Here is a 20,984-nt window from a genome sequence, read left to right as displayed (position 1 = left end):
ACTTACATATTTATGCGGTGTTCTCAATTTAAATGAAACAGCCTTTTGTAATCTTAACATAATGCTCACTAGATTTAAAATATTTTTCTGCAAAAGTAAAATGAATTTTTCTTGAATAGTGTGATTTTCTTTTACTGTTGATATTCATAACCGTTTTTCTTCAAATGAATAGATGATGCAACAAGAAAAAAGCTGTGCTTTCGAAGACGAAAGCACAGCTTTTTCATTTTTCACCAAACAAACAATCCAACAATCATAGCACTTAATAACGAAACAGCGATACCGCTCACAAGCAGCTTCCATACGTTTTTTCCAATAATTGTTGATTTACCTTCTGATAACGTAGAATTATACGTCCCATAAATCATACCCACCGTACTGAAGTTAGCAAAAGATGTTAAGAATGTTGTAGCAACTGCAATTGTATGCGGTGGAAGTGTATCTAGATTTTTCTTCAAATCCATCATCGCCACGAATTCATTTGTTGCTAGCTTGATACCCATCAGCTGAGCTACGTACATTGCATCATGCCCCGTTAGCCCTAGTAAGAATGCGAATGGACTAAAGATATAAGAGAAAATCTTTTGTACAGTCAAGCCGTCTACGATAACGCCTAAAATACCGTTAAGCGCAGACGTAAGAGCTACATACCCAATAACCATCGCTAAAATAACAATAACCATGTTCATTCCGACTAACATACTGTTTGAAATGGTAGAGAAAAAGTCTTTTTTCTCCGACTTTGGCGGTACGTAAATCATATCTTCTTCTTTTGTAACATGAACTGGATTCAATAAGCTCACTAAAATAAGCGCGTTTAAACAGTTCAGTGGAATTGCTGTAAACACGTACGTAGCGGGAACCATCGTTAAATAAGCACCGATAATAGATCCGCTAATACTGCTCATACTCATAATTCCAAACGTAAGCAAACGGTTGTCTTTTAACACAGAAAGTTGATTACGAATAACCGCTAATGCTTCCGTATTTCCTAAAAACATCATTTGAATAGCGAAAAAGCTTTCTAATTTAGGCAAACGAGAAACTTTCGAAATGACCCAGCCTACTTTATCAATAATCCACGTTAAAATACCAAAGTAAGATAAAATATCAAAAAATGTCACGACAAAGATGATAGGCAGTAATGCACTGAAGAAAAAGTCAACCGTTTCATTTCCCATTACGGATGGGAACGCAAAAGCAATTCCATCGTTAGCACAAGAAATTAGCCAAGTAAAGAACGAAGCAATTTTATTAATGATCCATGTTCCGATTGAAGTTCCTAACATAAACCAAGTAATAAGGACTTCAACGACCAACAGTGAAGCAATCGGACGCCACTTTATTTCTTTCTTTTTAGGAGAACATAAGAAGACGACACCCATTACTACAAAAACGCCTAATAAATTTAATAAAAAGTACATGCAAGCCACTCCCAGGTGTGTATTTGAAAAACAAAAAAAGCTCTTACTTTTCATAAATTCTGACAATAACAGAAAGTATGAAAAGTAAGAGCTTTGAAAGAAGGCTGTATCTATGATAATACGCCCTTCTTTTTGCTGCTTATATCCAAACTTTCTTGTAGTCTAGTTTTTTACGGTTACTAGGTAGAGACTATCAGACCATATTACTGATAATATACAAGATCGTAATCTTAGCTGTATTCAATTGATATGAACAAATTCTACCCTTTATTTTTTTAATAATCAACACTTTAAAAGTTTTTCGGAATAATAAAATTGGTATGAAAATTCTATTTATTTATTACTTCTTTTGAACTACGCATCCGAAAATCACACAAAAAAAGTGAATTTAATCGTTCTTTTAACTCAATTATTTTCCTATTTTTGAAGCAAAGAAATTGATTCTTTGATGAGTATGTTTAAATATCTACTTCGCTTTTCATTTAACTCCTCAAAAAAATGTTTCGTTTTTACGACTTGAGACGCAGAAAAAAATAATCCTGTTGTTCGTTGAATTTAACCGCTTTTCAATTTACACTTTATGGTAGAAGAAAACAACTTTAATTTATGTAGAAAGTGGGTTATAACGTGAAAAAAATATTGGCTTTTATTTTGGTGATAGGTGGTACGGCAGTCCTCTTTTCTACTGCGTTTGCGCCTTCCTCTTGGTCGTTAAGTTCATTCAAGACGTTCAAGTCTGAAGCGGCGTTATCAAGTGATATTCAACATATTCAAATCGACTCTCCAAGCATTAGTACAACTGTTGTTCCGCAAGATCGTCAAGATATTAAAACAAAAGTAGAAGGTAAAGGAAAAGTGGATGTAAAGCAAAATGGAGACACCCTAGTTGTCACGTATAAAAAAAGTCCCTTTCAATGGCTTTCTATTTTTTCAAACACAAAAGTAACAATCTACATTCCTAAAGATTATCACCATAACCTTGCGCTTACGGTAGGTTCCGGAGACCTTCAAGTTGCTACGCATCCTGAACAAGCGCTTCAACTGAAAGATGTTTCGATTAAAGTAGGTTCTGGAAATGCAAGCATTTCAAACTTGATGAGTACCTCTCTTCGTACGGATGTTAATTCTGGAGATTTACAGCTGAGTAATGTTGAAAGCCAAACGGCTAAATTTGCTGTAGGATCTGGGGAAATTAAAGGAACAAACTATAAAGGAAAACTTCAGGCGCGCATTGGATCTGGTGATCTTTATATGGATTTTAAAAAGCTAGAAGAGGCCGTTTCTGTAGATGTAGGATCTGGAGATGCCGTGTTGGTTCTTCCGAAAAGCGCTGGTTTTAAAGTGAATGGAAAAGTAAGCAGCGGTGATATAAACAATGACTTTAAGTTAAGCAATGCAACCGTAACAGAAGATGTATTAAAAGGAAAGCATGGAAATGGAAAATATCCTATTGATGTAGCTGTTTCAAGCGGAGAATTAACGTTAAAATCAAAATAAAACGAACACGGAAGTGTTCGTTTTATTTATGGTCTCACTGCAATATACCATGCTACTCCTACGATTGATCCTATGAATACGACTCCGTAAATAATAGATAAATTCACTATACTTTTCTTTTTAGATTTCCCGTAATCTTCATCTACTTTCTTCGCAGCACTGATCGTACCTGCAAGGGCAGCAACGCCGATGATAATGACAAGAAGCAATGCTAGTTTCATTCATTCTCTCCTCCATATTTCGGTGATTGAATAAGACTGAATACCAAGATGTTATTTATTTCATTTTAAGCAGCACGATTTAATCAGAGTATGAAAGCTTTATATCTTCTCTTTCTATCATAAAGCTAAATTATGTAAAATCAACCATCCAATCGTGCAATATTTTCCTCCACCACTTTACATACATAAAAAATTCCCGAACTTCACTGCTCAGGAATCTTTACCTAATAGAAATGACATTTTAAGGTTTTAAAATGACTTTAATACAGTTATCTTGATGATCATTAAAAATTTTGTAGGCATTAGCTGCGTCTTCTAAAGCAACTTTATGAGTAATAATTTCTTTTGGATCGAATTCTCCTTTTACAATTTGATCATATAATTTCGGCATAACCGGAATGACAGGAGCTTGCCCCATTTTGAGAGTTACATTTCGAGCAAAAAATGCTCCTAACGGAAAACTGTTATAGTTGCTTCCGTATACCCCGGTGATTTGGACGGTTCCACATTTACGAACGGCTTTTGTCGCAATTTGAATAGGTCCGAGCGTTCCACCTTGAAGTTTTAATTTTTGTTCAATGTATTCAAGAGGGGACTTTTTGCCATCCATACCTACACAGTCAATCACCACATCAGCTCCGCCTTTTGTGATTTCTTTTAAATGCTCCCCCATATCTGGATATTCTGTAAAATCAAAGATTTCTACGGCATTCATTTTCTTTGCATGCTGCATTCGGTATGGAACATGATCTACTGCAATAACCCGTTTGGCACCTTTCATCCAAGCAAACTTTTGAGCCATTAATCCCACTGGCCCGCAGCCGAGTACGATAACGTTATCTCCTTTTTTAACATCCGCATGTTCAACACTCCAATAAGCAGTTGGAAGCACATCAGATAAAAAAAGAAGCGATTCGTCTTCTAATTCACACGACTCTGGGATAACAAATGGTGTAAAATTCCCAAATGGTACTTTTAAATATTCAGCTTGACCTCCTGGATGATTTCCAAACTTTTCAGTATATCCAAAATAACCGCCAGAATCATAATGCGGATTAGAATTGTCACATTGGCTCGTTAAATCCTCCTTACAGTACGCACACTGTCCGCACGCTACGTTAAACGGAATAATAACGCGATCTCCTTTTTTTACTTTTGTAACATCCGGTCCTACTTCTTCCACAATTCCCATTGGTTCATGACCAATAATATAACCGTGAGGCAATGGCATGCTTCCTTGATATAAATGCAGATCAGAGCCACAAATAGCCGTTGACGTTATTTTAATGACAATGTCATCTTTCTTCTCTAACTTAGCATCTTCCACTTCTGCTACTTTTACCTGATTAGGTCCTTGATATGTTACTGCTTTCATTTTCATCCTCCATTTTTACAACCTTGATATTACTTAAATTTATCTAAAGGCATGTATTCTATCCGGATAAATCAAGGAAAATAAAAAAGCAGCGCTTACGCGTCTGCTTCAATGATTATTGAAATTGAAAGATATGTTTTCCTACAAGTACATCCGCCATCTTTATAAAGCGTTTGATTTCTAATACGTCATGAACTCGAACCATTTGAACACCTTGTGTAATCCCTGCATATACAGTAGCTGCGGTTCCTTCCATTCTTTCCGTAGGAGGAGCATCAACTATTTGTCCAATAAATCCTTTGCGAGATGTAGCAAGCAGCACAGGATAGCCTATATTTGTCAGCTGATCTAGATGCTGAATTGCTTCTACATTATGCGCAGCCGTTTTTCCAAAGCCAACGCCTGGATCTAAAATAATTTGATCATCTCGAACTCCTGCAGCTTTTGCAATTGATATGCTTTCTTCCAAATCACTTATCATATCTGTAATCAGATTTGTATAATTGGGCTCATGGCGGTTATGCATTAAAATAATAGGAACATTATAGTCAGCTGCAACTTGAGCCATTTTGGGATCAGCCTTTGCGCCCCATATATCGTTAATAATATGTGCTCCTGCTTCTAGCGCATGCTTGGCCACTTCCGACTTGTATGTATCTACAGAAATCGGCACCTCTACGCGCTTAGCCACTTCAGAAATAACGGGCACAATCCGTTTAATCTCTTCTTCATCGCTAATTCTTGTATAACCAGGACGAGTTGATTCTCCTCCGATATCAATGATGTCTGCTCCTTGCTTCACCATTTCCTCAGCATGAGCAACCGCTTTATCTACATCGTAGTACTTTCCGCCATCTGAAAATGAATCCGGGTTTACGTTTAAAATCCCCATAATAAGCGTACGGTCCGCATAATTCAGCTCATACTTTCCGCATTTAATGACGGATTGAGATGTTAAAGTTGACACTATCCTCAGCCCCTTCGTAATTTGCCAATTGATGTATATTTATAAATATCGTGTGTTTTGAGAATGTTATACCGTTCGTAATTATATCAAAAGTCAACAGTCCTATGTGATTTTTCTTGGAGATTCTTTCTCGTATAGTGTGAGATAAACATTAAAAGTGAATACACAGATAACATTAAAAATCTCTATCGGGCTTGTCTTCAGGGTCTTTTTTCCTCTTCCCACATCTTTTGTGAGTCTTTTTATTCAAAAAGAAAGGATTCGCATTAAAAGCGTTTAATTTATAGCAATAGTTGGGAATTTATAATTAAACAACTTCCATTTTTATGGAATTCATTTTAAGGAGGATGACTATGACTCGACAACCGTTACAAGTCAAATTAATTCCTTACACAATTGAGTCGATTATCGACTCAACAAACGAAACGCCTAAAGGAGTAAGCTTAATTCAAGCGCCTGCTATTTGGGAAGAGAGCAACCAAGGAGAAGGCATTGTAATTGCAGTTATCGACACTGGTGTTGACACCAATCATCCTGACTTAAAAGATTGTATTATCGGAGGAAGAAATTTCACTTCGGATCATAGCGGAGATTCTTCTGTATTTGAAGATAATAATGGGCACGGCACTCACGTGTCTGGTACCATTGCTGCTGCGCTCAACAATGAAGGGGTAGTAGGAGTAGCACCCAAAGCAAAAATTCTAAGCTTAAAAGTACTTACCGGTGAAGGATCCGGAAATTACGAATGGATTATTGATGCTATTAACTACGCCGTCGAATGGCGGGGCCCTAACAATGAGCGAGCACGAGTGATTTCCATGTCACTCGGCGGACCACAAGACGTTCCAGAACTTCACGAAGCTGTTCAAAACGCTGTGAATAAAGACGTTTCTGTTGTTGTTGCAGCTGGAAATGAAGGTGATGACCGTGAAGAAACCTTTGAATATTCATATCCGGGAAGTTATAACGAAGTCATTCAAGTAGGAGCTGTAGACAGCAGCTTAAGTTTAGCTCCTTTTACCAATGTCAATGAAGAAGTGGACTTAGTCGCACCGGGAGTTAACATCATCTCTACTTTTTTAGAAGGTAAATATGCGACTCTTTCAGGAACTTCAATGGCAACTCCCCACGTGGCTGGAGCTTTAGCTCTATTAATTAACTTATGTGAGAAGGAATTTGGCCGGTCTTTAATTGAAGCTGAAATCTATGCTCAACTTGTAAGAAGGACGCTTCCTCTTGGACATCGAAAAAGCTCTGAAGGAAACGGATTTCTCATGCTCGATTTGGTAGAAAAAATACATGATATTATTAACGTAGCCCGTATCAACCCTAGTAAGTAATAAATAAGAAAAACGAGAAATCTTCTTGGTTCTCGTTAACTTGAAATAAAGACATGCGAACGCATGTCTTTATTCATATCTTAATGCTTCGATTGGATCTAGCTTCGCCGCTTTGTTTGCAGGAAGCATGCCGAATACAATGCCAATCGTCATGGAAAACAACACTCCTCCAAGTACTACTTGCCACGAAATTAATGACGGCCAGCCAGCAAATACCGAAACAAGAGCTGCCCCGCCCGCGCCGAGGCCAATTCCAAGCAAACCACCAATTAACGTGAGGGTAATGGATTCAATCAAAAACTGAGTTAGAATTTGTCTTTTAGATGCCCCCAATGCTTTACGAATACCAATTTCTCTTGTACGTTCCGTTACAGAAACCAGCATAATGTTCATAACGCCAATCCCGCCAACAAGCAGGGAAATGCCTGCAATCGATCCAATAATCGTTGTCATAATTCGCGTTACATTTCCAATGCTATCTGCTATTTCTTCTAAGTTCTGCACTTGGTAAGCATCTTCCGCATCATGCAAATTATTTAACAAATCCGTTGCGTCATTGCCTACTTTTTTTAGTTGATCAGAGCTTTTTGCTTGAACACTAAGGTTTGTGTAATCGAGCTTACCGAAGCTTGATTTATACGTATTATTCGGAATATAAATGGTTGGTATTTCAAATGCTAAAAAGCCCGTTGCCTTTTTTGTCACACCAATAATTTTGATAGGCTGTCCTTGAACCCACACTACTTGTCCAAGGGCTTCTTTTTTATCAAATAGCTCTTTTTTCATATCGCTTGTGATAACACCTACTCGATTACCTGATAAAAAGTCAGAGCTGTCTAACATTCTTCCTTTTGAAACTTCCAGCTGATTAACTTCAATATATCCTTCGTTAATAGCATTAACAGTCGTATCAGATTCCTTGTCTCTATATCTTATCCCCATTCCCATTGAGCTAGAAGCCACCACATTCTTCACTCCGGGAATAGTCGAAAGAGCTTTAATATCATCGTCTGTAAAGATGGGCTCACCCGTCATTGAAAGGTCATCAGCTTGCATCTCGTCTTCAGGAGGCTGATAGTATACATCAACTGTATTGCTTGCTCCTGTTATTTCCGACTTAATCATTTGTTCTCCGCCTTGACCAATGGCTACAACGATAATAACAGCCGCTACGCCAATGATAATACCAAGCATCGTCAAAATAGAGCGCATTTTATGAGCAAGAACCGAAGAGAGAGCCATGCGAATATTTTCTATCAAACTCATAAGCTATCGTTCTCCTTATCGCTATGACTTAGCACTTTACCGTCACGAACGATAACTGTACGCGATGTGTATTCTGCCACTTCAGGTTCATGGGTAATAACTACCACTGTTGTGCCATCTGCATTAAGTTTAGAAAATTGTTCCATAATATCAGCACTTGTTTTTGTATCTAGAGCTCCTGTTGGTTCATCCGCTAAAATAAGCGTCGGATTATTAACAATAGAACGAGCAATAGCAACGCGCTGCTTTTGCCCTCCTGATAACTCGCTCGGTAAATGTTTCATCCGCTCACTCAGCCCTACTTTTTCAAGCGCAGCTTCTGCTCTGGCTTGTCTTTCCTTACGCGTTACACCGGCATATACCATTGGAAGCTCTACGTTTTCTACCGCTGTTAAACGCGGCAACAGCTGAAATTGCTGAAAAACAAAACCGATATGAATATTTCTTACTTTTGCAAGCTGCTCATCACTATAAGTGGAGATTTCTTGTTCATTTAATAAATAGGACCCTGAAGACGCACGGTCTAAACATCCGATAATGTTCATTAGCGTTGATTTACCAGAGCCAGAAGGTCCCATAATCGCAACAAATTCCCCATCATAAATCTTCAAATTAATATCTTTTAAAATTGGCACTTCCTCTTTGCCAAGATGATAACTTTTATGAATATTCACAAGCTCAATCATTGAACAGTCACTTCCGCACCGTCAGTTAAGTTCTTTGTAGGATTTGTAATGACTTTGTCCTTAGAAGATACGCCGCTTTTTATTTCAATAAATTTATTTGTTGTTTCTCCAATCTTTACTTCCTTACGAACCGCCTTTTTATCTTTCACTACATATACATATTTTTCTCCGTCTTCATTTACAACTGCTTTTATCGGCAAAGATGAAGCTTTTTTACTGCTTGTTTCAATTTCAAGCAGCAGCTTAAATCCCGGCTTAATCATCGTGATATTCTGGTCATCTACTTTTACTTCAACTGGATATTGATTAGCCGCATCATTGCCGGCTTCTGCTGATGCCTGCTGCTGAGGTAGATAGTCAATTTGTTTGACGCTCCCTGCCCATTCTTTATCAGGCAGCACATCTGATGTAATTTTAACAGCTTGACCGGTTTTAATTTTTAATGCATCATACTCAGACAGTACGCCAGTAGCTAAGTATTCATCGGTATTACCAATATGTATAAGCGGTTTTTGAACGTCACTTGTGTTATTAACCGCTTCTTTATCTACTTCTAGCACCGTCCCATTAATATCACTCGCTACGTCTAAATTACGTTCTTTTTTAGCAATTGATTTGGCTTCTAGTTTGTTTCGTTCTAAATCAATTTTAGCCGTTTCTAAATCGAGATTGAGCTGCGTACGCTCTGTATCGATTTGATCTCTCGCTTCTTGCTTACTCATTTCTTTTTCCAATTCTTTTTGTTTTTTATTTAAATTGGAAAGATGTTTGCTTACTGAGTCAATTTGCAGCTGACTGGATTTTTTTTCTAACTTGTTTTGTTCTTGCTCTAAATCAAGCGCATCGCTTTCGTACGTTACAAGAGAGGTTCCCTGCTGTACACGAGAACCTTCTGTTACGTGGAATCGTTCAACCTCGCCTTTTTCAGCATCAAAATAGACATATTGTTCATCAGCAAGCTTTAACGTACCCGGAACCATAACTGTATTTCTTAACTTTTTTTCCTTTATATTTGCTACGTGAACATTGACTGCTTTCCCACTTACACTTTGTGCACGATATACGTTAATCCCAATAACCGCAACAATAACAACTGCTACAGCTGTAATAATTATCCCTTTTTTCATTTACAATCCTGCTCCTTTAAGCGCTTCTGAAGCAGCTCCTCCAACTCCTGAAATAGCCGCTCCTAAGATGAATAAAATAATCACTGTAATAATAGAAGCAGCTTTTGATACATTTGCTACTTTTTGTAGTCCTACTGCTGTCAGAATAAGTCCCCAGATAGAAAAGATTTCAATGGAAGTAAATACTCCTCCCATAGCACCTTTAGCACCAACCATTCCATTTAACGAAGTCACATTAGCTGAAATATGTGCTAGTGCAGCTACTCCCGTATTAATTAGCTGACCGATTGCTGTGATGAACGTAACAAACAAATTCAAACTAAACATTTGGCGGTAAGTTGTTTTTCCAGTCCCTAACTTTGCAATTAAAAACAGAATCAAACTTGTGAATGCCAGTGTAGCAACTACTGCAATAACTCCTCCAATCGCTCCGCCAATCATACTAAATGTTGAATTCACTTCAATGCCAGCTTCTTTTTGCTGTTGCAGGGCCTCTTGTGCCTGAGGGGTATAGACGGCTAGAATCGTTGTTGCAGCTGTTAAGATGAGGATAAGTAAAAGAGGTCCCCAGATGACCGGGCTGCTTTTCATTTTCTCAAACTGTACAACCGGACTCGTAATAAAACCAAGAATAGAAGGCTTTCCTTTCTCTTGGACTTCCGAAGATACATTGACTTCTGTGCTCATAATCAAACTCCTTTTATTTTGTTTCGTTATTAGCTCTTAAGACCCGTCTTTTATTATTTTTTAATGTCTTCTAGCAAAATCGGCTCTCTCTAAGAAACTCTCAAACACCTAATATTCTAACATAATTATACAAATTAATTTACATTTTTCTTACATTTTATATTTTTTATGGTATTTTTAGAAATTAAAGAGATGTCTTAATGCTGAATTACAGTATTAGTCTTATTTATATTTTCTAAATATTCTAATTATAATTTGACATCATTCAATAGAATTCGTATATTATGATTAAAGTTTATTATTCCTATGTTTTTTATAAGTTTTATATCTAAGGAGGAGTTTCAATGTCTGCTAAGAAACCATTTCGTCCTGAAACACAAGCCATCCATTCTGGCCAACAGCTTGACCCAGCTACTTTTTCGCGTGCGGTACCTATTTATCAAACAAGCTCATTTGGATTTAAAGATACGGAGCATGCTGCATCTTTATTTAATTTAAGTGAACAAGGCTACATCTACACTCGAATTGTAAACCCTACTACGGACGTTTTTGAACAGCGAATTGCTGAGTTAGAAGGCGGAGTAGGTGCTCTAGGAGTAGCTTCGGGTCAGTCAGCTACTACCTTTTCCATTTTAAATATCGCTTCCGCAGGAGATGAAATTGTATCAGCAAGCAGTTTATATGGGGGAACATATAACCTCTTTTCGTCTACGCTTCCTAAACTGGGCATTACCGTCAAATTTGTAAACGCTGATAATCCAGAAAATTTTAGAAGTGCAATCACTTCCAAAACAAAGGCAATTTATGCTGAATCCGTTGGAAACCCGCAGGGAAATGTGCTAGACATCGAGGCAGTTGCAGACATTGCCCATGAACATGGAATTCCTCTTATTATTGATAATACTGTTCCAAGCCCTTACCTTCTTCGTCCCATCGATTTCGGAGCAGATATTGTCGTTCATTCTGCTACTAAGTTTCTTGGAGGACATGGAACAGCAATTGGCGGTGTTATCGTAGACAGTGGAAAATTTGATTGGGAAGCGAGCGGGAAATTTCCAGACTTAACAACTCCAGATCCAAGTTACCATGGCCTCGTATACACAGAAGCTGCTGGTGAAGCTGCTTATATTACAAAAGCGCGCGTTCAGCTTTTACGAGATATTGGAGCTGCTTTATCACCTTTTAATTCCTTTTTACTCCTTCAAGGGGTAGAAACACTCCATCTGCGATTAGAGCGTCACAGCGAAAACGCATTAAAGGTAGCGAAATTTTTAGAGCAGCATGAATTAGTAGAATGGGTAAATTATGCGGGGCTTCCTTCCCACCCTTCCTATTCTTTGGTACAAAAATACTTGCCTAAAGGACAAGGAGCAATTTTAACCTTTGGTGTAAGGGGAGGAAAAAACGCTGCGGCTAAGTTAATTGATTCGGTTCAGTTATTTTCTCATTTAGCCAATATCGGCGACTCTAAATCACTCATTATTCACCCGGCAAGCACCACTCATCAACAGCTATCTCAAGACGAACAAAAAGCTTCGGGTGTGACGCCAGAACTCATTCGTCTATCCGTTGGAACAGAAGCCATCGACGACCTTCTTGAAGATTTAGATTATGCCTTAAAAGCCAGCCAAAAAGTGAATACAACTGTTTAAAAGCTGTGATTTTTCACAGCTTTTTTTATATCACCCAATAACTTTTTATACTTTCGCTTATGCTACAATAAACAAAACGAATAAAAAAGGAGTTACTATGAACACGTTCAATTCAATACCTGCTATCACATTTACAGACGTTCATAAAACATTTAAGGATAAAGAACATAGTGTTTTAAAAGGCATATCCGGTACAGTGATGCAAGGCTCGCTCGTCATGATGGTAGGACCATCAGGATCCGGAAAAAGCACCCTTCTTTCCATGTGCAATTTACTTTCTGCACCTGATGAAGGAATTATTGAAGTATATGGAAAAGACATTAGCAAATGGAATATTTCTGATTTACGAAAAAAAGTGGGCATCGCTTTTCAAACAGCTCCTGTTATTGATGGAACAGTGCGAGATAATATGATGCTTGTTCAAAAACTGCATGGCAAACAGGATATTATGCCTGAAGAACTCTGTGCCTTAACCGGTCTTTCCCCTGACTTGTTAGAGCAGGATGCAAGAGATTTATCCGGTGGTCAAAGACAAAGGTTATCATTAGCCCGCACGCTGTCGAACGGATCTGACCTTTTACTTTTAGACGAAATCACTTCCGCTTTGGATGCCACTTCTGCTCATGAAATTGAACAGCTTATTTCTCATTTACATAAAGAGCAGAATAAAACGATTATTTGGGTTACCCATAATTTAGATCAAGCCAAACGTTTAGGAGAGGAAGTCTGGCTTTTAATGAACGGAGTGATTATAGAAAAAGCGAAGACAGAGACTTTTTTTCATGCTCCTGTAAAAGCTGAAACAAAACAATTTATTGAAGGAGCCTTTCTATGAGTTCACTTTCACTGATTTTTACCATTGTTTTTGTTTTTATTGCTCTTTTTTTATCAAAATCTTTTCGTATAGGACTCCAAAAAGACATTATCATTGCTAGTATTCGAGCTGCCGTTCAGCTGTTAGTGATAGGATATGTTTTATCTTTTATCTTTGATGCAAATCACCCTGCTTTTATGATTCTCATTTTATTCCTTATGCTGACGGTCGCTTCCCAAAACGTGGTAAAGAAAAAAAAGCAGGGATTCAAGGCCTTTTTACGCGTATTTATCACTCTTTTTATTGTAGAAATCTTGACTCAAAGCATTATGCTCGGCCTACATATTATCCCTGCTACTCCGCGATATGTCATTCCCGTCAGCGGTATGATTATTGGAAATTCGATGATTCTTGCCAATTTATTTTTAAATCGGTTAGATGCTGAAGTAAATAGAAGACGAGAAGAAATTCAATTGATTCTGGCGCTAGGCGGCACTCCCAAACAAGCTATTCATAGCATTTTAAATGTTGCAATCAAAGCTAGCATGATTCCTACTGTAGAAAGTCAAAAAACAATTGGACTCGTTCAGCTTCCGGGTATGATGACAGGCCAGATTATTGGAGGGGCAGATCCGATACAAGCTGTCAAATTCCAGCTGCTTATCGTTTTTACTATTCTAGCGTCTGCTACGCTTTCCTGCGTCATCTTAAGCCGATTAACATACCCTACTCTTTTTAATAGCTATCAGCAGCTTATCCGTGAGCATACATAAAAAAAGAAAGGAGACTCCTTTCTTCTTTTTTTATTGAGCAGCTTTTTTTAATCTTGTTCCTATGTCACTTCCGAAGGTCACTCCTAAATCGCCGAGCCACCTTCTATACGCAATACTCAGTCGGTCCGGATTCAAATGAAGCTCTGCTTGTAAGTCAAGCGGCAGCTCTTCCGGTTTTTGACTTTCCACAATACTGGTATCTTGTTCAATAATAAGCTGCTGGAAATCACGGAAATATTGATCAGGTGCATCAAACGAATAGTTTCTAGAAACCAGTGCAAACACGGTGGACTTTCTTTCCTCTTCAGGTAAAACCGCAAACAGCATTGAAAAGATTTCACCCGTTTTGTAGTTCACTTTTTTCAGCCTTGCAACGGTAGGACGAAGAATTTCAAAGGTATAATAAATAGTCGCAAAGTTACCCGTACCATCTGCATCTGCGTACACAGCGATTTCATCAGAAACGTATCGGTTATCTTTCCAATGCACCTTATAATCAGGAATTTCAGCGTAGTCAGAGTGCCCAAGGCTTCCTTCGTGAACAAAAGCCAAATGGCTTACATCTAGAAAGTTTTCTACGACACGAGGAGCTGCTGCCTGCAGAGTATGAGGGTTAGCGCAAACCGTTTTGAATCCGGAGTTAAGATGTTCATCATAAAGGGGAAGAGGAGTATCACCTGCCTCGCTGTTCATCTTCACCCATATAATTCCGTACTTTTCAACGCAGTCATATACCTGTGCTTTTGCTTTTGAAGGAATAGCTCTTCCCGGCGGCTGTTGAGGAATTTTCACACAAGCCCCGGCATCATCGTATTTCCATCCGTGATAAGGGCATACAATGCAATCATCTACCACTTTTCCAAGAGATAACGCTGCACCGCGATGGATGCACAAATCTTTAAATGCTTTAATGGCATTAGTTGTGCGAAAAAGCACAACTCGCTCTTCTAAAATCGTTACTTGCAAGGGCTGATCTGTTAAATCATGTGAATAAGCTGCAGGCAGCCATTCCTTAGCCAATACTAAATCTTTAATCATCTGCATCGCCTCCGTACGATAAGTAAATTTATTTCTTGTTTATAAAAAAAACCGCAGAAATAGAAGGAGTGCTTCTAATTCCGCAGCTTTTTCGTTCCGTAAAACAGACTATAAGCGCGCGAAGATTCTACATGATTGCAGATAGAGCGACCTTAGCACTTCATCTACAATGACAATACGTGTTCATCGCTATTTTTTAAACTCAATACCTAACCCTTACATATTGAATAAAGAGCGTCCAGCCGCTAAAAACTTTTCTGTCCACTGATTTCTCTTATTTTTACTTTATCAATTCCCCACTGAAAAATCTCTTGCTTTGTAAGCATCTCTAACATAATTTTTTCGGTTAAACGAATAAAAGCTGCAGTTTTTAAAACCGCAGCTTTCTTTATTATGAGCTCATATAACTGGCTGTATATTTTTTCGTCTGTTTTTGTATTTCTTGATTTAAATGTTTGAAAAACGAGATTGTGTCTTCATAATCCGTCGCTTTTTCATGAAACTTCAATGTGAGATTTTCTTCAAACAACGTTTCTCCTTGATGACCGACCGCTTTCAGCTGAACATTTGTAACAATACCCTGGGAAATCGAACATAATAAATAATTAAAGCAATGAACCGGAACGATATGCATCAGATGAAAATCGTCGCTAGTTCTATCACTTTTTGTTTTCTTAAATTCCACAGTGAGTTCTTCTGGATGAATAAACACATTTATATGCTGTTTGGACAAACAAGTAGGATTCATTTTTTGTGTATACTCACAAAATTCCAGTCCAATAAATATAGAATTATCGGAGTCAGCTTCAATGAAGATTTGCGAATTTTTTATCATTGTCCTCGTCCTCCATATTCAATCTAGTTACCCCATCGCTCGCACTCATTTGTAGAATATTTCCATCCCTTCTCTATTCTATCATTGATTTTTCTCAATGCCTATTTAGCAGGCGGAAGTTCTCTTTAAAAGAGAGGGAACTGACAGGCAGTTCTTTATGTGAGAAGAATGAACAAAAGACACCTCTTTTATTTTCTTGAGGTGTCTTTTGGTATCATCAGCCTGTGTTACGTAACCCTGCTGCAATGCCATTAATCGTTAATAACGCTTCTTTTAAAAGTTCTTCATTTAACGTTCCAGCCTCATCTTCACGCAGCTTGGAAATGACCTTAACTTGTAAGAATGTTAGAGGGTCCACATACGGATTTCGTAATTTAATAGATTCTTTAATTGTAGGAAGGTGATCCATTAATTCTTTTTGACCCGTGATTTGAAGAATCATTTCTTTTGTGAGATTGTACTCTTTTTTAATGGCGGTAAAAATCCGCTCTGAAATAACCGGATCTTGTACCATTTCCGTGTATTCTTTTGCTGCCATTAAATCTGCTTTTGTTAAGGCCATTTGCAGATTATCGACGGTCGAGCGGAAGAATGGCCATTCTTTATACATTTGCTGAAGAAGCTGTATATCTCCGGATTTCTCTACCAAATGCTGTAAGCCCGTACCTGCAGCGTACCAGGCTGGAAGCAGCTGTCTGCTTTGCGTCCATGCAAATACCCACGGAATTGCTCGCAAGTCTTCAAAGCGATCACTTCCTTTTCGACTCATTGGACGTGACCCAATATTTAAAGCCCCCAGCTCAGGAAGAGGTGTAGCTTGTTTAAAGTACGTTAAAAAGTCTGGATCTTTGAAAACAAGCTCTTGATACTTACGTAAAGAAGCAGTTGAAATCTCGTCCATTGTTTCTTCCCATTCATGTGTACGAATATCACATTGTTCAGCTTCTTGAGAAACATTTGCTGCCGCTGTAAGAAGAGCTGAGACCGCTTGTTCAAGGCTTCGGTAAGCAATGTCATATAAAGAGTATCTAGAAGAAAGAACTTCGCCTTGCTCTGTAATTTTAACGCCGTCTCCTAGCGTCTCAACAGGCTGAGATAAAATGCTTCGGTTTAACGGCCCACCTCCTCGGCCTAGTGAGCCGCCTCGGCCATGGAAAAACTTCAGACGAATTTGATACTTCCTCGCCATATCGTGAATTTCCTGCTGCGCTTTATAGAGCTTCCAATTAGCAGTAAGCGTTCCTCCGTCTTTGCTTCCATCTGAGTAGCCAAGCATAATTTCCTGCAAATCCTGCTGTTTCCTTAAGTGCTCTCGATAAAAATCTAATTGAAATAGCTGTTCCATGATTTTAGGACCTGCTGTGAGATCATCAATCGTTTCAAGCAGCGGAGCTATATTTAATTTGCTTTCAATACGACCATCTGCATGAAGGCGATAAATACCCGCTTCTTTGGCGAGTACCATGACTTCTAACAAATCACTTGCAGACTGCGTCATACTGATTAAGTAGACTTCAATAGATCTTTCTCCAAATTCTTTATGTGCTCGATGTATCATATTAAATACTTCAATTACTTGCTGCGTTTCTTTAGAGTAATTCTCTACAAACGATACTACAGGTCTTGGGTCTTGAAGAACTTTCCCCAGCAGCTCAACTTTTTCCTCTTCTGTTAAGGCTGAATAATCTTCAGCTAAAGAAACAGCATGGAAAATTTCTTTGATTGCCGCTTCGTGTTCCCCGCTGTGATTACGGATATCAAGCGTTGCTAAATGAAATCCAAACAGCTCAACTTGGCGAATTAATTTACACAAACTTTTCAACTGATAATCTTGAGGCTGGTGCTTTTGCAAGCTATCTTTAATTAGAAACAAATCATGTAAAAGTTCTTCTGACCTTTGATAACCTGCTTCCGATTCTCCAACTAAATTTAATTTATGAAGCATAATCGTAAGCTTGCAGCGATATACTTCGTGTTTGATTCTCCATCTCTTATTCTCAGGTAATAACGATATTTCTTGATTAATAGAATCAAGAAGGTTATCTGAAACTGCGACTCTTTTTGTAGACTGACTTAACCTTTGTCTCAATTGAGTAAGCGACTCTTTATATTTACGAATAGCTAACTTCCTTTGTTTGACAAGCGTTTGCCACGTTACTTTTGGAGTTACGTTTGGATTTCCATCTCGGTCTCCGCCAATCCATGAACCAAATCGAAGAATATTAGGCACTTTCCAATTTTCTTCCGGATAATTCTCCTGCAATGAATTTTCCAATTCCTGATGAATTTGAGGAAGCACTTCAAATAACGTTTCATCAAAATAATATAATCCATTGGATACTTCATCCATTACGGTTGGCTTGCGATCTCGCAGTTCATTTGTTTGCCATAAAATTAATACTTCGCTAAACAGTCTTTCTTCAATTTCTGTACGTTCACGTTTTGTTAACGTTGGATTATCCAAGTTTTTCAGAAGCTCAGCCATTCGTTTATGAATATCAAGAACACTTCGTCTAGTGGCTTCTGTTGGATGAGCAGTGATGATGAGCTCCAGGGATAAAGTTTGAAGCAAGTTAGCAATTACATCTGGCGCCACGCCATTATTTTTAAGCGAAACAACGGCACTTTCCAATGAGCCCGGCTGCATAATAGAATCTTCTTGCTGCTGATATTCGCGTCTGCGACGAATTCGATGATTTTGCTCTGCAATATTAACTAAATGAAAATAAACTGCAAACGCCCGAATAACCTGCTCGCGCATCGGCTGTTCAAGAGTAACGATTTCATTTTTTATTTCTTTATAGATAACTTCATCTTTGTTTTCTCTAAGTGATTTTGCCACTTCGCGTATTTTTTCTACTTTGTTGAGCAGTTCTTCTCCACCTTGGTGAACCAGAACTTTCCCTAACAATTGACCGAGAAACTTTACATCACGGCGCAGGGCAGTGCTGCTGTTTTGTCTTTCTGCTGCTTCTACTGTTACCATTAGACACGACACCTTTCATTATAAATGTTTTACTTTTTAAACTTTTTAGAAAATTATATTAAATTCATATTACCATGAACGAAAATAAATTTCATATAATTTTATTTCCTCCTCTCGTTCAGGAGGGAAGATTCATCAAATATAAAAAAGAGGTTAAGACATAACTAAATTAATCCAATCTAAAGACGAACAAATGGGATACATAAGTTGAACCGCTTGTGACACCGCAGTTGATTTTCTGTGCAAGACTTTGCTTTCCGCGGGCGCCAATGAGCCTCCTCGTCGCTTCCGCTTTTCCCCCGGGAGTCTTCGTCTTGCCCTCCAATCAACTGCTAGAAGGAACGAAACAGATGAAACCTACGTTCACCATAACAAAAAAAACGAACCGCTAATCAAACATTTTGATCAATGGTTCGTTTTTTATTTGAGCTAAAATACTTTTGTCTCGGCCTCTCTTTTATGCTACCAAGGTTGTCCTAAATCCAATACCGAGGCTAGTTCATTGCTTTTTTTACGCACTTGTTTACGCGTGGCAGCGCGATCTGCTCCCGTTTGAAACAGGTATTTTTCTTCTTCTGTTTCTGGAATAAGCTCCGGTACTGCGCGGGGCTTTCCATCATCATCCATTGCCACAAAAGTTAAAAATGATGTGGCTGCAATCTGACGCTCCCCGGTTTTTAAATTTTCTTTAATCACTTTCACAAATACTTCCATGGATGAACGACCTGTCCATGATACGTATGACTCCAAGCATACAGAATCCTGAGGCGTAATAGGGTGCAGAAAATGAATAGAGTCTGCTGAAGCTGTCACACACTCTGTACGACTGTGACGATAAGCTGAAATGGACGCAATCATATCAATATCACTCATTAACTTTCCACCAAATAACGTATTGTGATTATTAATATCATTAGGAAAAATGCGGCTCGTTCGAACGGCCTTTGTATCTTTACAATAATTTGCTTTCATTAGTAAGAACCTCCATTGATGCCTATCATAATAAGAATAAAAGAATGAATGAACCTATACTAGCATATTTTGATAAATTTAGCTTTACAAAAAACTCGTTGATTTATTTACAGAAAACAAAAAAGAGAAGAAAAATTCTTCTCTTTTTTGTCTATCGAATATAGCTTGATCCAAACGTTTTACCTAAAGAATCACTGTAGAGGTCACTTGACTTCACAGTCCATTTCCCATCTTCTTTCACCATAAAAATTCGTAGGGGACGACTTCCTTCTTTCGTTTCTAAGTCATTTACAATATCTTTGAATTTAGAAGCCGCAAACTCTTCAGAGTGTTCTGTATCGTAATCTTTCGTTTCATCTGTATATGCTCGCTTAAGCTGCGATACGTACGAATATAAGTCTGATAAATTAAGAGTGGTGTACTCCACTTCTACTACGGCTTTATTATTTGCATTCGCAATCACATTTGTTTTCACGCTTGCTTTTTCTTTTAAAACATCTTTATACATGTTAAAAAAATCTTTTTTTGCTTTGTCGGTTAAACTGTTAGAAAACGCACCTTTTAATTCCTCATTAAACGCTTTTTTCTGTTCTTCTATGACAGCTGTTTTGTCTGCTGTTACATATTTATCATAGTCTACGTTTTCTTTGTTTAAGTAAAGGACTTCTGTATAAGCTTGCAGAGCTTTTTCTGGGTCTTGCAGCTTATTATAGCTTTTCGCGTATTTCTTCGTATCCAGTGTTAATGTCACTTCGTCAATTTCTTCATCATAATCAGATGATTTTGACTGAAGCCCAATTTTGTACTTTTTATCTTTTTTGACTTCAAAGACAAACGTTAAATTTTTTTGCTTTCCAGCGCCAATCTTGTCAGATGCACTGCTTTCTAGTCCGAGCTCACGACTGTTCACTCCTGTTTTTGGAGACAACTGTTCATCTCCTTCGTATAAATAAACACCGTCGTAATCCGATAAAGATATACTGTTTTTGGAGACATTTTTCACTTTTAAATCAACTTTCAACAGCCCTTTTTCTTCACTTGCAGCTCCTTCATCACTATCTACTAAAATATAAGAAGCGCTGTCAATGGATGCTTCAATCGCCTTATTTTTAGCCGAAGTGGATCCTCCCGTTTCCTTAGAACTGTTACAAGCCGCTAATACTAGCATAAGTACAAAAGCCAAAACATTCATTTTTTTCACAGTTGCCTAATCCCCTTTATTTTTCTTTTTTAGAACTTTATCCCAAATAAAGCTTCCCTCTGTGTAAATCCTTAAACCTTAAAATCTATATTTTTTACAATATTTTGATAAAAACTAAGTCTA

General features: G+C 38.0%; 18 protein-coding genes and 1 riboswitch. Of the genes, 5 read left to right on the top strand and 13 right to left on the bottom strand.

Annotation, left to right across the window (positions count from 1 at the left end; genetic code table 11):
* Window positions 1-230: 230 nt before the first annotated feature.
* Window positions 231-1,424: a NupC/NupG family nucleoside CNT transporter gene (locus tag LIS78_RS04250; protein WP_013055534.1), complete on the bottom strand. Its 1,194-nt coding sequence runs from the start codon at window positions 1,422-1,424 to the stop codon at window positions 231-233.
* A 138-nt stretch (window positions 1,425-1,562) separates the two neighbouring features.
* A riboswitch (purine riboswitch) is annotated at window positions 1,563-1,664 on the bottom strand.
* Window positions 1,665-2,051: 387 nt separating this feature from the next.
* Between LIS78_RS04250 and liaG the strand changes: the two genes are divergently transcribed.
* The gene (gene liaG / locus LIS78_RS04245) at window positions 2,052-2,921 is read left to right on the top strand and encodes a LiaG family protein (RefSeq protein WP_195781115.1); all 870 of its coding nucleotides are present in this window, start codon (window positions 2,052-2,054) and stop codon (window positions 2,919-2,921) included.
* A gap of 26 nt (window positions 2,922-2,947) precedes the next feature.
* Here the strand turns inward: liaG and LIS78_RS04240 are convergent, their stop codons facing one another.
* From LIS78_RS04240 to folP, 3 genes are all read right to left on the bottom strand, one after another.
* A complete protein-coding gene (locus tag LIS78_RS04240; protein WP_013055532.1) occupies window positions 2,948-3,142 on the bottom strand; it encodes a hypothetical protein in 195 nt (64 codons plus the stop codon).
* A 241-nt stretch (window positions 3,143-3,383) separates the two neighbouring features.
* Window positions 3,384-4,517: a zinc-dependent alcohol dehydrogenase gene (locus tag LIS78_RS04235; RefSeq protein WP_209151026.1), complete on the bottom strand. Its 1,134-nt coding sequence runs from the start codon at window positions 4,515-4,517 to the stop codon at window positions 3,384-3,386.
* Between the two features lie 115 nt (window positions 4,518-4,632).
* Window positions 4,633-5,484 (bottom strand): dihydropteroate synthase, encoded by an 852-nt coding sequence (folP, locus tag LIS78_RS04230; protein ID WP_209151025.1) that lies wholly within the window; start codon window positions 5,482-5,484, stop codon window positions 4,633-4,635.
* Window positions 5,485-5,837: 353 nt separating this feature from the next.
* On the opposite strand from folP, the gene LIS78_RS04225 reads away from it, so the two are divergent.
* A complete protein-coding gene (locus LIS78_RS04225) occupies window positions 5,838-6,824 on the top strand; it encodes a S8 family peptidase (RefSeq protein WP_209151024.1) in 987 nt (328 codons plus the stop codon).
* Window positions 6,825-6,893: 69 nt separating this feature from the next.
* Here LIS78_RS04225 and LIS78_RS04220 read toward each other — a convergent pair whose 3' ends face one another.
* Genes LIS78_RS04220 through yknW form a run of 4 tightly spaced genes read right to left on the bottom strand, consistent with a single transcriptional unit; the run spans window position 6,894 to window position 10,590 of the window.
* Window positions 6,894-8,090, bottom strand: a complete 1,197-nt coding sequence (locus LIS78_RS04220) for an ABC transporter permease (RefSeq protein WP_209151023.1) — start codon at window positions 8,088-8,090, stop codon at window positions 6,894-6,896.
* Window positions 8,087-8,776 (bottom strand): ABC transporter ATP-binding protein, encoded by a 690-nt coding sequence (locus LIS78_RS04215; protein ID WP_209151022.1) that lies wholly within the window; start codon window positions 8,774-8,776, stop codon window positions 8,087-8,089. Before LIS78_RS04215 ends, LIS78_RS04220 begins: the two co-directional genes overlap by 4 nt.
* Entirely contained in the window at window positions 8,773-9,903 is a 1,131-nt protein-coding gene (locus LIS78_RS04210; protein ID WP_195781121.1) for an efflux RND transporter periplasmic adaptor subunit, read from the bottom strand. The genes LIS78_RS04215 and LIS78_RS04210 overlap by 4 nt, the downstream gene beginning before the upstream one ends.
* Window positions 9,904-10,590 carry a YknW family membrane protein gene (yknW, locus tag LIS78_RS04205; protein ID WP_195781122.1) on the bottom strand — a complete coding sequence of 229 codons (687 nt, stop codon included), beginning with the start codon at window positions 10,588-10,590 and terminating at the stop codon, window positions 9,904-9,906. It abuts the gene before it with no gap.
* Between the two features lie 344 nt (window positions 10,591-10,934).
* On the opposite strand from yknW, the gene LIS78_RS04200 reads away from it, so the two are divergent.
* From LIS78_RS04200 to LIS78_RS04190, 3 genes are all read left to right on the top strand, one after another.
* Complete coding sequence (locus LIS78_RS04200) at window positions 10,935-12,242, top strand: homocysteine synthase (RefSeq protein ID WP_252284666.1); 1,308 nt, start codon at window positions 10,935-10,937, stop codon at window positions 12,240-12,242.
* Between the two features lie 97 nt (window positions 12,243-12,339).
* Window positions 12,340-13,077, top strand: coding sequence for an ABC transporter ATP-binding protein (locus LIS78_RS04195; protein WP_195781124.1), 738 nt, complete (start codon window positions 12,340-12,342; stop codon window positions 13,075-13,077).
* The gene (locus LIS78_RS04190; protein ID WP_209151020.1) at window positions 13,074-13,829 is read left to right on the top strand and encodes an ABC transporter permease; all 756 of its coding nucleotides are present in this window, start codon (window positions 13,074-13,076) and stop codon (window positions 13,827-13,829) included. The genes LIS78_RS04195 and LIS78_RS04190 overlap by 4 nt, the downstream gene beginning before the upstream one ends.
* Before the next feature lie 30 nt (window positions 13,830-13,859).
* Here the strand turns inward: LIS78_RS04190 and LIS78_RS04185 are convergent, their stop codons facing one another.
* The 5 genes from LIS78_RS04185 to LIS78_RS04165 all read right to left on the bottom strand — a co-directional run bounded on the left by LIS78_RS04185 (window position 13,860) and on the right by LIS78_RS04165 (window position 20,852).
* Complete coding sequence (locus LIS78_RS04185; RefSeq protein ID WP_195781126.1) at window positions 13,860-14,867, bottom strand: aromatic ring-hydroxylating dioxygenase subunit alpha; 1,008 nt, start codon at window positions 14,865-14,867, stop codon at window positions 13,860-13,862.
* A 391-nt stretch (window positions 14,868-15,258) separates the two neighbouring features.
* The gene (locus LIS78_RS04180; protein WP_209151019.1) at window positions 15,259-15,702 is read right to left on the bottom strand and encodes a hypothetical protein; all 444 of its coding nucleotides are present in this window, start codon (window positions 15,700-15,702) and stop codon (window positions 15,259-15,261) included.
* A gap of 217 nt (window positions 15,703-15,919) precedes the next feature.
* Window positions 15,920-18,688, bottom strand: a complete 2,769-nt coding sequence (gene ppc / locus LIS78_RS04175) for a phosphoenolpyruvate carboxylase (protein WP_252284665.1) — start codon at window positions 18,686-18,688, stop codon at window positions 15,920-15,922.
* Between the two features lie 462 nt (window positions 18,689-19,150).
* Window positions 19,151-19,660 carry an acyl-CoA thioesterase gene (locus tag LIS78_RS04170; RefSeq protein ID WP_013055518.1) on the bottom strand — a complete coding sequence of 170 codons (510 nt, stop codon included), beginning with the start codon at window positions 19,658-19,660 and terminating at the stop codon, window positions 19,151-19,153.
* 151 nt (window positions 19,661-19,811) lie between these two features.
* A complete protein-coding gene (locus LIS78_RS04165; RefSeq protein WP_229754660.1) occupies window positions 19,812-20,852 on the bottom strand; it encodes a DUF5105 domain-containing protein in 1,041 nt (346 codons plus the stop codon).
* Window positions 20,853-20,984: the final 132 nt, after the last annotated feature.

Source organism: Priestia megaterium (genome assembly GCF_023824195.1).
Classification (GTDB): Bacteria; Bacillota; Bacilli; order Bacillales; family Bacillaceae_H; genus Priestia; species Priestia megaterium_D.
Note: the sequence above shows the minus strand (reverse complement) of the source record. Positions and strands in the feature narration are given on the sequence as shown.

Bases quoted from the DNA above. Each gene is read 5' to 3' on its own strand.
- LIS78_RS04215 (WP_209151022.1), bottom strand. From the start codon at position 8,776: ATGATTGAGCTTGTGAATATTCATAAAAGTTATCATCTTGGCAAAGAG.
- LIS78_RS04190 (WP_209151020.1), top strand. From the start codon at position 13,074: ATGAGTTCACTTTCACTGATTTTTACCATTGTTTTTGTTTTTATTGCT.
- LIS78_RS04235 (WP_209151026.1), bottom strand. From the start codon at position 4,517: ATGAAAGCAGTAACATATCAAGGACCTAATCAGGTAAAAGTAGCAGAA.
- LIS78_RS04170 (WP_013055518.1), bottom strand. From the start codon at position 19,660: ATGAAAGCAAATTATTGTAAAGATACAAAGGCCGTTCGAACGAGCCGC.
- LIS78_RS04210 (WP_195781121.1), bottom strand. From the start codon at position 9,903: ATGAAAAAAGGGATAATTATTACAGCTGTAGCAGTTGTTATTGTTGCG.
- LIS78_RS04180 (WP_209151019.1), bottom strand. From the start codon at position 15,702: ATGATAAAAAATTCGCAAATCTTCATTGAAGCTGACTCCGATAATTCT.
- LIS78_RS04250 (WP_013055534.1), bottom strand. From the start codon at position 1,424: ATGTACTTTTTATTAAATTTATTAGGCGTTTTTGTAGTAATGGGTGTC.
- LIS78_RS04195 (WP_195781124.1), top strand. From the start codon at position 12,340: ATGAACACGTTCAATTCAATACCTGCTATCACATTTACAGACGTTCAT.
- ppc (WP_252284665.1), bottom strand. From the start codon at position 18,688: ATGGTAACAGTAGAAGCAGCAGAAAGACAAAACAGCAGCACTGCCCTG.
- LIS78_RS04225 (WP_209151024.1), top strand. From the start codon at position 5,838: ATGACTCGACAACCGTTACAAGTCAAATTAATTCCTTACACAATTGAG.
- LIS78_RS04185 (WP_195781126.1), bottom strand. From the start codon at position 14,867: ATGATTAAAGATTTAGTATTGGCTAAGGAATGGCTGCCTGCAGCTTAT.
- LIS78_RS04220 (WP_209151023.1), bottom strand. From the start codon at position 8,090: ATGAGTTTGATAGAAAATATTCGCATGGCTCTCTCTTCGGTTCTTGCT.
- yknW (WP_195781122.1), bottom strand. From the start codon at position 10,590: ATGAGCACAGAAGTCAATGTATCTTCGGAAGTCCAAGAGAAAGGAAAG.
- LIS78_RS04165 (WP_229754660.1), bottom strand. From the start codon at position 20,852: ATGAATGTTTTGGCTTTTGTACTTATGCTAGTATTAGCGGCTTGTAAC.
- LIS78_RS04240 (WP_013055532.1), bottom strand. From the start codon at position 3,142: ATGAAACTAGCATTGCTTCTTGTCATTATCATCGGCGTTGCTGCCCTT.
- LIS78_RS04200 (WP_252284666.1), top strand. From the start codon at position 10,935: ATGTCTGCTAAGAAACCATTTCGTCCTGAAACACAAGCCATCCATTCT.